The organism is Streptomyces sp. CB02959 (genome assembly GCF_002803155.1).
Taxonomy (GTDB): domain Bacteria; phylum Actinomycetota; class Actinomycetes; order Streptomycetales; family Streptomycetaceae; genus Streptomyces.
The window spans coordinates 1-13949 of sequence record NZ_NNBP01000024.1 but is presented as its reverse complement, the minus strand read 5'-3'; the positions used below and the strand labels follow the sequence as shown (position 1 = coordinate 13949).

Annotated in this window: 13 protein-coding genes; 7 read left to right on the top strand and 6 right to left on the bottom strand. The window is 69.8% G+C overall.

Features of this window, described 5'->3' with window-relative positions; translation table 11 throughout:
- Positions 1–2 precede the first annotated feature (2 nt).
- The 3 genes from CG747_RS32380 to CG747_RS32370 are packed head-to-tail and all read right to left on the bottom strand — an operon-like array spanning position 3 to position 3764.
- Positions 3–980 (bottom strand): replication-relaxation family protein, encoded by a 978-nt coding sequence (locus tag CG747_RS32380; protein ID WP_100605431.1) that lies wholly within the window; start codon positions 978–980, stop codon positions 3–5.
- A gap of 25 nt (positions 981–1005) precedes the next feature.
- Positions 1006–3276, bottom strand: a complete 2271-nt coding sequence (locus tag CG747_RS32375; RefSeq protein WP_219621550.1) for an ATP/GTP-binding protein — start codon at positions 3274–3276, stop codon at positions 1006–1008.
- Positions 3273–3764, bottom strand: coding sequence for a hypothetical protein (locus CG747_RS32370; protein WP_100605430.1), 492 nt, complete (start codon positions 3762–3764; stop codon positions 3273–3275). Before CG747_RS32370 ends, CG747_RS32375 begins: the two co-directional genes overlap by 4 nt.
- A gap of 569 nt (positions 3765–4333) precedes the next feature.
- Here CG747_RS32370 and CG747_RS48290 point away from each other — a divergent pair.
- A complete protein-coding gene (locus CG747_RS48290) occupies positions 4334–4501 on the top strand; it encodes a hypothetical protein (protein ID WP_180985787.1) in 168 nt (55 codons plus the stop codon).
- A gap of 153 nt (positions 4502–4654) precedes the next feature.
- On the opposite strand, the gene CG747_RS32365 is transcribed toward CG747_RS48290, so the two are convergent.
- The 3 genes from CG747_RS32365 to CG747_RS32350 all read right to left on the bottom strand — a co-directional run bounded on the left by CG747_RS32365 (position 4655) and on the right by CG747_RS32350 (position 9373).
- Positions 4655–6682 (bottom strand): protein phosphatase 2C domain-containing protein, encoded by a 2028-nt coding sequence (locus tag CG747_RS32365; protein ID WP_100605429.1) that lies wholly within the window; start codon positions 6680–6682, stop codon positions 4655–4657.
- Between the two features lie 2 nt (positions 6683–6684).
- Positions 6685–7059: a hypothetical protein gene (locus tag CG747_RS32360; protein ID WP_079147416.1), complete on the bottom strand. Its 375-nt coding sequence runs from the start codon at positions 7057–7059 to the stop codon at positions 6685–6687.
- Between the two features lie 943 nt (positions 7060–8002).
- Complete coding sequence (locus CG747_RS32350) at positions 8003–9373, bottom strand: tol-pal system YbgF family protein (protein ID WP_100605427.1); 1371 nt, start codon at positions 9371–9373, stop codon at positions 8003–8005.
- A 203-nt stretch (positions 9374–9576) separates the two neighbouring features.
- Here CG747_RS32350 and CG747_RS46950 point away from each other — a divergent pair, with 203 nt between their 5' ends.
- The 6 genes from CG747_RS46950 to CG747_RS32325 all read left to right on the top strand — a co-directional run bounded on the left by CG747_RS46950 (position 9577) and on the right by CG747_RS32325 (position 13811).
- Complete coding sequence (locus tag CG747_RS46950) at positions 9577–9702, top strand: lasso RiPP family leader peptide-containing protein (protein WP_107490327.1); 126 nt, start codon at positions 9577–9579, stop codon at positions 9700–9702.
- A gap of 164 nt (positions 9703–9866) precedes the next feature.
- Complete coding sequence (locus CG747_RS32345; protein WP_100605426.1) at positions 9867–11693, top strand: albusnodin/ikarugamycin family macrolactam cyclase; 1827 nt, start codon at positions 9867–9869, stop codon at positions 11691–11693.
- Complete coding sequence (locus tag CG747_RS32340) at positions 11677–11970, top strand: PqqD family peptide modification chaperone (protein WP_100605425.1); 294 nt, start codon at positions 11677–11679, stop codon at positions 11968–11970. The genes CG747_RS32345 and CG747_RS32340 overlap by 17 nt, the downstream gene beginning before the upstream one ends.
- Positions 11967–12389 carry a lasso peptide biosynthesis B2 protein gene (locus CG747_RS32335; RefSeq protein ID WP_257980892.1) on the top strand — a complete coding sequence of 141 codons (423 nt, stop codon included), beginning with the start codon at positions 11967–11969 and terminating at the stop codon, positions 12387–12389. The genes CG747_RS32340 and CG747_RS32335 overlap by 4 nt, the downstream gene beginning before the upstream one ends.
- Positions 12390–12474: 85 nt before the next feature.
- Positions 12475–13500: a protein-L-isoaspartate O-methyltransferase gene (locus CG747_RS32330; RefSeq protein WP_100605424.1), complete on the top strand. Its 1026-nt coding sequence runs from the start codon at positions 12475–12477 to the stop codon at positions 13498–13500.
- A gap of 32 nt (positions 13501–13532) precedes the next feature.
- Positions 13533–13811 (top strand): hypothetical protein, encoded by a 279-nt coding sequence (locus tag CG747_RS32325; RefSeq protein ID WP_100605423.1) that lies wholly within the window; start codon positions 13533–13535, stop codon positions 13809–13811.
- The last annotated feature ends 138 nt before the right edge of the window (positions 13812–13949 follow it).

Here is a 13949-nt window from a genome sequence, read left to right as displayed (position 1 = left end):
GTTCAGGCTGCGGAGGCGGCCGAGGACGGACGCAGCAGAGCGTCGCTCGGGGAGGCGTCGCCGAAGACCGGCGTGACGATCGGCGCGAGCGGCCCGTAGCGACGCAGCTGATCGAGAGTGGTGACGCCGGCCCGGAGGTCCGGAGCGGCCGAATGCAGGCGGGTATCCGCGGCAGCCAGGGCTCGCAGATCGTCCTGCCGTCTGTCCAGCTGGACGGTGGAGGCTCCGTCCAGCACGAGCAGGATCCGGGGGAAGGCCGGGTAGCGGGCCCGCCACGCCTCCCGCCGGTAGCCCGAAGCCGCCTTCGGCCGACCGCGGCCCGGGGCCGGCTGGGGGATGTAGCGGGAGTAGCGGGCGTAGGTGTGCAGCTTGGCCGCCAGGCGGGCGATGCTCATTGTGGCCCGGTCGATCTCGCAGAAGAAGGTGAGCAGCATCCGCTGCTGCTGACCGTCGCCGGCCGTGCCGGTGTGGACGTAGTGGAGCACCGCATCGGGCACCAGGAACGCCTCGTCGCCCAGCCGGCTGTCGCCGTCACGAAGACGGTGGGCGACCTCGGGGTCCCAGTCGAGCGGGCCGCACTCGTCTCCCAGGCGTCGAGCGTGCTGCACGAACGCAAGCCCCACGTCGTTGACGGCCAGCGTGTGTTCCTGCAGCTGACTTACGGCCGCGTCCGAGGTCATGCGGTATGCCCGCGGCACGAGTTCGCCACCGTTCTCGACGACTTCGCAGCCCAGCGGGCTGACGTACCACAGGAGTTCCCCGGCCCGGCTGGTGCGGCGGACCGACGCATCGACCAAGCCGCGGTCGTGGAGCACTGCCAGCTGCCGTCGGATGTAGCGGGTGGAGGTGGCCGCCGGGCGCAGGAGCTGGGTGAGCTGGCCGGCGGTCAGCAGCCGGTGGCGGTAGAGCACAGGCAGGATCTCCTGCCCGAGCTGAGACAGGCCCCGTTGGGTGGGGTCCAGGAAGCGAGGACGTGGCATCGGGAAGCCTTTCTGTGGAGCAGGGTTAGACGGAGCGGAGCGTGCGGACCACGTCGCCGGAACTATGGCCGGAGGTGCGCGGCGGTTGTGTCCGGCCGGTGGTGAGGTGGGCGAGGATCGCGTCGTCCAGGCCGCGCTGGACCTGGAGGATTTCGCCGACCGTGAGACGGCTCAAGTTCTTGTCGATCGCCGCGTCCAGGTACGGCAACCCCGCCTCGTTGCGGTAGTCGGCGAAGACCTCATCGACCGGCACACCACGGACTCGGAAAGGGGTGGTGCGCTTGCCGTGGAGCATGACCGACTGGATGTACTCATACTTGTCCAGGCCCAGCACCGTCTCGGGGTCGATCCCTGGCAGGCGCTTGGCCACGAAGCCGGCCTCGTCGAAGTCCGCCGCTGTCGCCGACAACAGGCTCTGGTTTTGCATGAGGGCGGCCCGGGTCTCGTTGGACAGCCGCATCGCCATCTGCGTCATCCCCATGAAACGCACCTCGAATTTCCGCAGCTGCTCCAGGATCTTGGCGATGTGGCCGTGGGAGGCACCGTCGACCGCGGTCAGCTCGTCCGCCCACGCCCAGAACGTCGCCAGGTCCTCGACCCGGGTATCGATGCGGGACGCACCCGCCCGGAACAGGTCGAACAGCAACAGCGCAGTGACCAGCTCGTCGCTCTCCCCGGTACCGGACGGGCACACGAAGACGACCTGCCGCTCATCCATCGCCCGCCGCACGTCGTAGGCCGACCGAGGCGAGCCCAGGAACGCCTTCAAGGACCGCGAGTTGTCGAGCCGGTAGAGCGCATTGGTCACCGGATTGACTGCTGAGGCCTCCAGATGGGGGAAGGACCTGCGCCAGAACATAGCCTCCGCCGGATCCAGAACTGCCAGCACCGTCTCACGCCACTCCTCGTCCTCCAACAGCGTCTTGATCTGGAACACGGTCGGCTGCAGCTCCGGATGACCGCTGGTCACAAGGTGGTGCGAGAGCTGGGCAAGGGTACGCACCACGCTGGACAGGATCGTCCTAGCTCGGGTCGCGTTCTCCCCCCACGCATGGGCGGAGGCGATCGCCCCCACTACGGACCCGATGACCTCCTGGACCTCCTCGATGTCCCGCCCCTCCATGGACAGCGGATTCCAGCACGCCATCCGATCCGTCATGGCCGGGCGCGCCAGGTTGATCTCCCACACACGGTCGGCGACAGCGGGGTGCGCGAGGTAGGGGCGGGCCCGCTGCCACGCCGCGCCGTGCGGGTCGAGGAACCAGGCCCCGTCGCCGGCGTATGCACGGGCCAGGCACTGAACCAGGCCCAACTCCGTCTTCCCGAAGCCGGATTTGCCGTAGAAGGCCCCGAAGAGGACATCTGCGGTGCGAGCGCCCGCGAGCCGCTCGATGCCGTCCGGGCCAGAAACCAGCCCCAGCGGCAGCACATCGCGCTGCCCGGTCCAGGTCGGCAATGCAGCCGGAGCCGGCGGAACCACACCGCCGCAGCGCGCCACATTGGGCGCGTCACACCGGGCGGTGGGCGGCTTGAGAAGTCCGGCGACCTCCTGCCACGTCACCCACTGCCTCCGCGCCGGCGCGAAATCCCCCCGCGCCAGACGCTGATCGAAACGCCGCCGCAGCCACCACACATTCGAATACCCGCGCCAGGGCCCGCGCTTCGGCCCTACCGGAACGAACCGGTTCTCGCCGCTGAAGGCCTCCATCGCCGCCATCACCTGGTGCAGACGGGCCTGAGCCTGCTGCGGATGCCGCCCCACACACCGCACCAGCACCTGGACGGCGAACACCTCCGCACCAGGGACGAACTTTCCCACCCCTTCGGACAGGTCACTCTGGCGCGGCACCCGCGCCGAGCCCTGCTTGGCCCCTCCGCCTCCCGAGACGCCCAGGCCATCGCGCAGGATCTCCATCACGCCGCCCCCGCGACCGCCCGTACCGAGCCGCTCGCCGTACGCGGACGGCCCTCGCCGAGTGGTACGCCGCATCAGGGCACGGCGCCGTCGGGCCACCTCCCGACCGGGGACCGGGACCAGGTCGACGACCAGCTCGGCCTCTTCACCGGCCTCGCTGCGCACCTGGGCGAACACCGCCGCCAGGTGCTCCAGGGGGTCAGGGTCCAGCCCGGCCTTCCCCAGCGGACGGTGATCCGGCCCAACCAGTACCATCTCGGCCCGCGCGACGTAGCGCGGTCCGCTCTGGACGGGGCCGTTCTCGGCCGCGGGCTCCTCCACCCAAGCAGCCTGATCACCAGACGCGTCGGTAGTGGGCTTGGTCAGGTCGATGGTGCTCACCAGGAACCACCCCGCTTCAGCGGCGCAGCATCAGCGAACCGGATGCGCCGTCGTCGCTCGGAACGCGTGCGAGGGGCAACGACTTCGACCCGCCGGTATCCCGACAGCCGCAACACTCCAGCCGACCGCTGCGGGCCCTCCCACCAGTAGTGCAGGCGCCCTTCAGCACCCGCTGCGATCCGTACACGGACCGCGGCCGCGCGTCGGGGAAGCATCCCGCTCGCTGTACGAACACTGGCCAGCCGACCCGCCACGCGACCCACCTCGGCAAGCTCGGGGTCGAAGGTGGCCGCCGGCACCAGCTCCACCCGCTCACGGTCGGCCAGCTCGCGCACCGCCCACCGCCGCCACCACACCGCGGCCGCAACCCACCCGGCCCCAGCGACCAAGGCGACAACCGCAATCCACCACAGGCTCGCCAGACCGCCCTCCACCAGCACCCACAGCCAGTGCCACACCTCAGACGGACGCGGGAGAATGCCGTTCATCGCAGCTCCCACCCGCTCGGTGTGACCTCGTGCGGATTCATCTGCGCCTCCTCACCGAGGACGGCACCTTGCCGCCTCACTGAAGAGAGGGGAGGCGGATCCGACCTGATGTGACACAGAGCCCCATCTTTTTCTTCATCTCCTTCGCGAGGCTGCACAGGCAGCAGGCCCGCGTGCCCATCCCGCAGCACGGGAGCAGGCGCATCATTCGTCGCGTACTGCGGGAGCCGCCGACATCCCGACGATCCACGCCCCCAAAGCTGTCCGCTGTCCTGCATACGCTCAAAGAGACCCACAAACGGGTCGCGAACAGGAGGCACTGTGATTCCGAACGTGATCGTGGCGGCGATCTCCGCCACCCTGCTGGTCGCGGCGGCCGTCTTGAGCAGAGACCCCATTGGCCCGCCGTGGCTGAGGCACCCCGGAGTCCCGCGCGCACTCGCCATCGGGTTCCTCGCAGCCCCCTCTGGAACCTCGGCTACGTGCTCCACTCAGCTGGTGAACTGGGCTTCAGCCCCACAGGAGTGGCAGCAGTCCTGTGCGCCACTGCCGTCCTCATATGGATATTCATGCCCGACAACCGTCAGAACGACGGGCAGCTACGGATCGCCAAGCACCTCGACAGCCGCGCCCGGCCGATCTGGACTTCCCTGGCGCCCCGGATCGCCGAATACGACGAGGAGGACTGGGTGCGCCAGCACTTCGAGGGGGCGGAACAGGCTCTCGGCCGGCATTGATGACGCTCCCTGAAAGCGACCACCCGCTGCTCGGGGATGCGCCCACACCTGCTCAATGGATCTCCCCACCCACAAGCCGGGTGACGGTCTCGCGCTCCGCCCGCGTCAGTGCCTCCAGGACCCGCGGCGCGCCCGGCGTTAAGCGCCTGGGGGTCATCGTGACTCTGCTGTCGGGTGGGGCCAGATGGCCAGCAGAGTGCGGTCGCCGTCGAAGGTCTCCCGGGAGAAGTCCAGCAGGTGCCCGAGCCACAGAGGAGGCGGCGGTGCGGCGAGGTGTTTGGCGAACAGGGCACTGACTTGACCGTGGCCGTTGCCAAGCGGATCTGCGAAGCCGTCGGTGCCAATCAGCAGTACGTGATGAGGAGAGGTCAGGCGGATGCTGGTGTGTTTCACCGGATCGGGCACATGAGGCAGGAGTGTCATCGCTTTGTTCGGCGCCACCAGGGCATCCGAGGCGGTCTTCGCGCCGAACAGCGGCTGATATTGCCCGCTCGATGAATCCAGCACCCAAGCTCCTGAATCCCCGATACTGCAGACCTCGACCACAGGCCCAGCCGGGTGGGGGCGCACCACTCCGGCCACGAGTGTGGTCGCGTACAACTGCATCACATCGCTTCGCTCGGGCTCTTTGTCGCTAAGGCTAAGGCGCCACTGGGTGAGCTGCCACAGCCGCTCGGCGGCATGGCGGGCTACATCCTGGAAGTCCAACTGCCCCTGGTCTTGCGACAACAGGTGGAGCATTCTCTCCAGGGAGGCCCGGCATGCCTCGACGGCACCGAGCGCGGATTCTGAGGCGCGGGAGGAGCCGTCAGCGACGGCGAAGGCGATGCTGCCTGTGGGCTCATGCTCTGCGGCACGGGCGGCGTCCTGGCGCGGCTTGCGGTAGTAGCGGTGGGCGTCGCCGCGCACCGAGGCAGAGCGTAAGACAAGGGCGGGAGTTGACCAGCCGTCGCATTCGGTGTCTGGGAAGTCGAATGAGTATTGGCCTGGTGGCCGCGCCTCGAACTCGGGGGCGGGGTGACCCACCGTGATTCGCTGCCAGGGCGCGGCAACGGGGGAGACCGGTGCGGCGGGGCCGTCAGCGCCGCTGACGCCGGACTGCTTGTCGCTTGTCAGGGCTGCGGTGGCCGGGACCTGTGCTTCTGAGATGACGGTTTGTGGGCCGGGCGGGGCTGCCTGCTCTTCAACGGCTTGCTTCGTCTCCGACGCGGCTGGCGGCGCGGGTTCGGGCGTCGGCGGAAGGAGTGGCTGGTAGCGGGCCGCAGCGGCGGCGGACACGGTCCGGCTGTCATCGTCCAGCAGGCGCTGGATCTCGTCGAGGGCGCGCTGGCGAACGAGGTTGTTGCCGATCCGGTGGAGATGGGCGAGCCCGTCGAGGGCACCGAGCCGGTCGGTGGGGAGTGGGCTGCTGAGCGCGTGGCGTAGGTGCGTCGGCAGGGACCAGTTGATGTTCCGGGCGATGACCATGCGGCCCTCGACGTTGTCCTGTTTCTTGGGGCGCTGCTGTGGCATCTCGTCGACGACCCGGTCGTAGACGTAGCTGTACAGCTCGTCGAGGGTGATGTCGCCGTCGCCGTCGAGATCGGCGCTGCCGTCCTGCAGGCCCGCCACCAGGTGGCGGGTGAAAACCGACTGCGTGGCCGTGCCGTGCCGTTGGCTGCCCTCGAAGGAGTACTGCGTGGCGTCGGATGCCGTCAGCACGGTCCGTCCCCGGCCCTGGAACCGTTCTAGCGTGTGCACCTCGGTGTCGGCCTTCACGAGGCGCCCTGCGGGGAAGGCTCCGCTGTAGCAGCAGTCGAGGATCAGCACCTTCTGCCGGGACATGCAGTCGGACATGGCCTGGTCGATCTGCTCCGCGGACAGCGCTGTGAACAGCAGACTGCTACGGCGGGTGTTCGTCATCGCCAGGTAGAGCCTGCCGTCGTCGTCCTTCAGGCCGTGGCCGGTGAAGTACAGCAGGGTGAGGTCGTCACGCCGTCGGTCGCGGTAGAGGTCGGCGATGGACTCGCCGACCCGATGGTTCGGCTCGTTGATCAGCGTGGTGACCTCGAAGCCCGCGATGTCGGGGTCTTTCAGGACCGCGGCGAAGGCCTCCGCATCGTGTGCCGGGGCGGTGAGCGCCCTCAGCCCGTCGTCCTCGTACTCGTACGTGGCGATCAGCAGCGCCAGCCGGCGGCCCATGGCTACCCGCCGGTGTGACGACGCACGTAGGCATCGATCAGCTCCTGCCGCTCGGCGGCGGACGCCCGCTCCAGTTCGATGGTGTCGCCATCGATGGTCAGCGAGATGCGATGCCGCGCGGAATGCCGGCTGAGCCAGTCGCGCAATGTCTCGATGAGCGTGGTGAACACTCCACTGGATGCGCTCAGTGCGACGACAACCGCCCCCAGCGTGACGGCATCGGTGCCCTTCGCCCCGTCAGGGGCCGCCTCGGCGTGCGCGGGGCCAACCGACTCGATATCCAGCTCGGCGATCTCAGCACGCAATTGGCGCGTCAGCCGTTCGGCAGGCTCGGGGTCCAGCTCGGGATCGAACGCGATGGACAACAGCAACTGCATCACGCGATCCGAACCGGATCTCCCTGGTCCATGGCTCGTGGAATCCTCCACCTGCATCAGTCCCCCTATTACGAAGCCTCAGTTGCCGTACCTCACAGTGTGACGGCCACGACTGCCGACGACAGCCCTTCTCGCTTATTTGCCGATCAACAGGCCAGCGTGGCCCAACGGGCGGGCTCTGGACGCGAGGCGCCCACCGCCGGGATCGCAAACGTCCCGGCGCGGTGACAAACGCGCCATCGTCGCCGTCGCCCACAGCATGATCGTCTCGATTTACCACATGCTCAGTACCGACACCCCCTACCAGGACCTCGATCCCGACCTCTTCAGCAACCGCATCAGCCACGAACCCCGCCGCCGACGGCTCCTCACCCAGCTCGACGCCCTCGGCTACGAGGTCACTCTCACTCCACGCACAGAAGCCGCCTCAGGGGCATTTTCAAGAGAGCCAGGTCCAGCGACGGCTTGGCGCAGCCCGCACGCTCCACGAGCGGGCGGCCCCGGCTCGTCACCTGCGAGGCGCTCACTTTCACTCCCCACTCAGTTGAGCAACGGAGCGAGTGGGGCGACGTGGAGCCCTGGCCGATTCCAGAGATCCTCATCAGCGTGATGGTCGCCGCGCGCTCGCGGAACTCCGGCACGGCACCGTCCGCATGGCAATCGCACTGCGCCCCCTGACACGGGCGTACCCGGCCGACGCTGACATCGCCGCAGCACTGACAGCCACCCTCGCCGTGCGAGACCAAGCCGTGGCAGAAGCCTCGGCCAACGGCAGGCCGCTGTAAGCACTGTTCGCTCCTGGCGTCAGCAGCCGGTGAGCCTGAGCAGGATGGCTGAAGGGAAGAGCCCCGCCCTGTCGCCCGGTTACCCAGTGGTTGAAGCGGGCCGAGCAGGTGGCCTTGAGGGCCTTGAGTAGCCCCTTGCTGGATCGGGGCAACTCGGGTCAGGCGCTGGCGAGGAAGTCGATGGCGCGTTCGTCCAGCTCGGCCGCGCAGCGTACGCCGCGGGCGCGGAAGCGGGCGAGGTCGCCACGCATGCGGGTAACGGCCTTGCGGGTGCGGACGGAGCGTACGCCGTCCATGTGGTCGAGGGCTTGGTTCCAGGTGGTGCACGCCTGCTCGATCTGGCCGCGCTTGAGTTGCATCTCGGCTCCCGCGACCAGGTCCAGGGCCACGATCCGCGCGTAGGTGCCGGCGGGGCGGGCGCCGGCGGCGCGGCCGTACTGCTCGGCGGCGGTCTGGTAGTCGCCGAGCGTCTCGTAGACCTTGGCGTTGCGTGAGTAGACCGACGCGGCCGGGGGACCCCAGGCCAGAGCCCAGAAGGGCACTTCGTCGCCGGGGCCGGCGGTCAGCAGGGTGCTCGCCCGCTCGGCTTCGGCGAGGGCGGCCGTGCGCTGGCCGGCCTTGGCCAGGGTGTGGGCGTGGACGACGCGGAAGAGGGATTCAGTCTGAGCGTCGACTCTGCCCTTGGCACGGTTCAGCCCCGTCTCGGCAAGACCGAGGCAGTGTTCGGGCCGGTGCAGCTTGAGCCCCTGCATGGCCATCGTGCGCATCACGAACCCGTCGTGCCCACGGACGCCGGATTCGACAGCGAGCGCGTAGGACTGAAGGTAGTAGCGCTGCGCGAGCCCCTGCTGGCCTGCGTCATAGGACTTCCAGCCCAGCAGGTGCACACCACGGGAGGCAGCGGAGAGCATCTGCTGGCGCATTTCCTCAGTGCGGAACCGCCCCCGGCACAGCGGGGCGACGTCGTCGCGCAGGTACTGCACGAGCGCACTGCGCCCATGCTGACCGCCGTGGCGTTCGTCCATCTCGGAGAAGACACGCACCATGTCGCGCACGGCGGCAACTTCGGCCATGCCGACGACCTGACCGGTGCGGGCCGCGGCCGTGCGGTCGGCGATCTCCTGCACATAGGCCAAGGGAAGGGCGGCAGCAGCCACCGAGTACGCGGAGGTGGCCAGGAAGCGGCGCCGGTCCAACTCGCACCTCCACATCGGCAGCAGGGCATTGATCGGATCGTCCCCAAGGGTCAGCCCGATGCTGTCATCCTCCTCCTCCGGCTCGGCCAGCCCGAGGTCGGCCGGGGTGATCAGGCGGCCGAGCCGCCTGGACAGCGCGACGGCGAGGTAGCGGCCGGTATCGCCTTGGGGCGTGACGCCAGCGATCCAGTGCTCGACGGTCGACTTGTTGGTCCGTAACGCCGCGCCGCACTCGGCAGCCACCGCACGCACGGCCTTGGCCAGGGACGCGTACGTCAAGCCGGACTCGGCGACGAGCTCCTTGAGCTGCTGATTTGGCGTGCGCGTGACCATGGGAGCACCTGCCCGTATACCCGATATACCCCTTGCCCTGCCCGCCACCGTACCGCCGTACCCGCGCTCTGGGTTGACTGTGCATCAGGCCGAGCGACGGGGTCCAAACGGTTCCCCCGGCCCCGGCGCTCGGCCCCAGTAAGGCCGTCTGCCTCGCGCTCACTGGAGGGCGCGGGGGACGCAAGAACCTGGAGGTTTTGATCATGGAGCAGACCACCAAGCCCGCCTACAGCGCGCCGGTCGTCGTGAACGCCGGGGACGTCGTCGCGGTGACGCTGGGCACGAACAACTTCGACACCGCCGACGACACCCAGTACAAGAACGCCTGACCCGCGTTCTGCCCGGAGCCGTTGGGCCATGCGCAAGGGCCGGCACCGGGTGTGAGAGGGCGCCGGGCCGCAGGGGTCGTGCTGGGGCACGCCTCGAAGCGGCCCGGCGCCCGCTCTTTGACCACAGATGCGATGGACACCACGACTTCGAGGAGCGGGCGGCGATGCAGTGGAGTACGGGTTGGTACGGAAGCAGCGGGTTCGACCGGCTGCCGCGGGGCGGGCGCCCGGTGCCGGGCCTGGAGACGGCATGGACGATCAACTGGCCCGCGAGGCAGGTCCGGGCTGCGGGCTCGGGACCGCTGGCGCTGGCAGTCGTCGGGGACTGCGGCGCCGATGACCAGCAAATTCAGCAGGGGCTGAAGTTGGTGCGGGCGAAGGACTGGCGGGCGCTGACCCGCTGGCCCGGCTCCTACCTGACTATCGCCCGCAGGGGCGAGGCGCTGGCGGTGATCGGTGACCTGGCCGGTCAGTACCCGGTGTGCTGGCGGACCGACAGCGCCGGGACATGGTGGTCGACCTCCGTCGCCGTTCTGGCGGCACTGGACGGGGCTCCGGTCGATCCGACCGCGCTGGCCGCCCACCTGGCCCTGGGCCAGCCGGACGTCCTGGGGCAGTGGAGCCTGTTCCGCTCGGTGAGCCGGGTGCCGACCGGGCACCTGCTGCTGATCACCCCGCAGGGCGCGTGCATCGTTCGGTACGAGCCGGTCGAGTACGAGCCAGTGAACCTGCGCGACGCCGCGCCGACGGTGCGCGCTGCGTTATCCGAAGCCGTAGGCGTCCGGTGCGACGGCCGGCCGGTCAGCGCGGATCTGGCGGGGCTGGACTCCACGACACTGGCTTGCCTGGCTGCCCAGCGCGGGCCGGTGACTGCGGTGACGTTTGCCGACGCGCGCCTGCGGGATGACGACCTGCTGTATGCGGTCCGCACCGCGGCCACGGTGCCCAACCTCTCGCACCATACGGCGCCCGGAAGCTCGGAAACCGTCTACTACGCCGGCCTTGAGGACATCTCGGCGTTGCCGGTCACCGACGCCCCGAACGCCTACGTGGTGACCGCCTCCATCAAGAAAGCCGTCCTGGACACCGCCGTCGGACACCACCCTGAGGGCGTCCACTTGACCGGGGCAGCTGGCGACGCGGTGCTGTCCGCACCGTCGGCCTACCTGGCCGACCTCCTGCGCGAGCACCAGTATCGTCGCGCCTGGCAGCACGCGCAGGCCCACGCCCGGCTGCGGCATACCTCCGCCCTGACCCTGCTGCGGCGCGCCCGCCCGGCAGCCCGGACCGATCTGGCCGGGGCCTGGCGGCAGGCAGCTGCCGAACTGCGGCGCCCTCCGCGCCCCTGGGTGCCGCAGGCAGAGCGGCCGGTGGCCTGGACGCCGCTGCTGGCCACCGCCGACTGGATGAGCCCCGACGTACGCGACCGGCTCGCAAGCGCCCTCGAAGTCGCCGCCGAACTGGCCACCGCACCCGCCCGGCTGATGGCGTGGTCGGACCGCCAGGACCTCGCACGGGTCGGGGCGGACACCACCGGATGGCGCCAGATCGCGCTCGCCGGGCACGACATCGAGGTCGCCGCCCCGTTCCTGGACAACGAGGTCATCCGGGCCTGCCTGGCCGTGCCCGCCGACCAGCGCGGCACCCCAGGCCGCTACAAGCCGCTGCTGGGCGAGGCGTTCGCCCCTACCGGCGTGCTGCCCGACTTCATCCTGACGCGGGTGACCAAGGGAGGATTCAACGCGCTCGCCTACGCGGGCCTGCGCGAACACGCCCCCGTGCTGCGGGATCTGCTCGGCCCCTCCTCCCGCCTGGCCGCCGCCGGCCTGGTCACCGAGGCACCGGTGGCCGCGATGCTCCAGCGAGCCGCGACCGGACAGCCCACGGCCCAAGGCGCCCTGCACCTCGCCGTCGCCGCCGAAGTCTGGCTCCGGCAACTGGAAACCGCCCCGGCCCGGTGGGAGGTGAACTCCCATGTGGCGACTGCGTGAGAGCACCCATCCAGTCCTCACCGATGCGGGCGGCGCCATCCTGGATGAGCGCACCGGACGCTGGACGCACCTGACCCCGACCGCGTCCGCCGCCGTGATGCTCCTGTTGTCGGGCGCCACCGAGGAAGAGGCCGTCGGCCAGTACGCCACTCGCTACGGCATCGGCGCCGAGCAGGCCGCCGTCGACATCCGTACCGTCGCCGACGCGCTCACCGCACAGGGCCTCGCCACCGCTGGTCCCGCGAGCCACCGCCGCTGGTGGAGGTGGTGGCGATGACGAGCATGGAGGCGTTCTCCACTGTCCGCACCGGCACATTCCTCGAACGCTGCGCGGCAGCGGCAGGCCTCGCCTTGGCTTTGGTGCTGCTGCGGCTGCCCTTCCGCCACACCACTCGCGCCGTGCGCTGGGCCCGGCGAGCCGGGCGCCGGCCGCTCACCGCTGCGCGGGCGGAGGCGGTGGTCGAGGCGGTATGGCACACCGCCCGCCTGTGGCCGGGACGGGCCGCCTGCATGGAAACCTCGCTCGGCGCGGTCCTGGCCGCTGCCCTGCTCGGCGGCCGGCTGCACTGGTGTCTGGGAGTGCGGTTCTCCCCGCCGCCGACCTCGTATCACGCCTGGGCCGAACTGCCTGAAGACGGCCCGGTCGGCGAATACACCGAAGCAGGCTGGCACCACCACACGGCCCTCACGATCTGACCCGCCCGCAGGCTCCGGGGCCCGTGTCCTTCACCCGCCCGGACCAGTTGTCGCAAACGCGTACCCAACCCCGAAGGAGTGAGCCGTGAGCGCCGTCGCCCTGGCTGCCGAGCAAGTCCCCGAGCGTCACTACACCCACCACGAAGGCCGCGGACCGACGCCGCACCGCTCGAACCCGGTCGTCATCCACCGCGAACTGACCACCCTGGACCTGCGACCACACATGAGGGTCGCCGAGTACGGCACCGGCTCCGGCTACTCCACCGAGCTGATCGCGCGGCTGGTCGGACCCAAGGGGGAGGTGACCAGCCTCGACATCGACACCTACCTGACGTGCTGGGCCAACGTCATCCACCACGAGCGGGGCTTGGACAACGTCCGCTGCTATACCGCCGACGGCACGGTCGGATTCCATGAGCGGGCCCCGTACGACCGGGTGATGGCCTGGTGCACCCCGCCGCTGCTGCCGAAGGCGTGGACTGATCAGGTCGCCGAGGGCGGTCTCATCGTCGCCCCGTTGCCGATCGCCAACGTGCCCAACATGACCGTCGTTGCCAAGATCCGTGTCAACGACGGCCAGCCGACCACCGAGGCCGTCGCCACCGGCGGCTACATCGAGGCGACCGCCTCCCCCAAGGGCGACCTCGACCTGCCGGGCCGCTGGGTGGACTGGGAAAACCGCATCCCGGCCCCTTCCTGGATCTCCCTCGCCTGGCGGGCGGACGACGACCGGCTGCACACCGGCGCCCGCACCGCCTTGGACCGGCTCCTGCACGCGATGCACACCGAACCCTACGAAGGCGCCGAAGTCGACTGGCCCAGCTGGCGCACCTTCGCCGCCTTCCTCGGCGACCCCCAGCTCACCATGGCCGGCCTCCGCCCGGACCTGTGGGCCATCGGCCACACCACCCCCGACACGGCCGCCGTCCTCCAGCAGGACGGCACCATCCTCGCCGACAGCCCCAACTCACCGTCCCTGGAAACCCTGCGCGAATGGATCAACGCCTGGGAAGGGGCCGGGCGCCCGGCCCCCGAGACCTACACGCCGAACCTCGTCCGCGCGGTCGACGGGCAGGGCCCGGCCGGCTGGCACCTGCGGCTGTCCCGATAAGCCGTCCACCCGACCACGAAAGGAGGTCCCTGATGCTGCACGGCATCGGCACCGAGGCGCAGGTCATCGCCCCCTTTCCCGCCTACGGAATGTGTGGCGTGGTCGTCGGATACGGCGACGGCGCCGAGTACCAGGTCGACATGAACGCCATAGAGCGCAACTGCTTCGACCAAGCCGAGTGCATCGTCGGTTGGAACGGCATCAGCCTGCGACGCGTCGGCGGCGACGCCGGCCCGGACGACGTGCTGCCCACGCCGGCGGATCCGGGCGCAACGATCCCGCTCACCGACGAGATCGGTCTCGCGGCCTGAGACCTCTAGGCCCCGGTGCTTCCGGCGGCGGCGAGCAGTAGGTAAGACTGGGTGAGCCCGGCGGTCGGGTTCTGCGTCCGGCCGATGCTGCCGCCGCCGGGCCTCTCCTTACAGCTCTGTAGGTTCCGGTTATTTCTG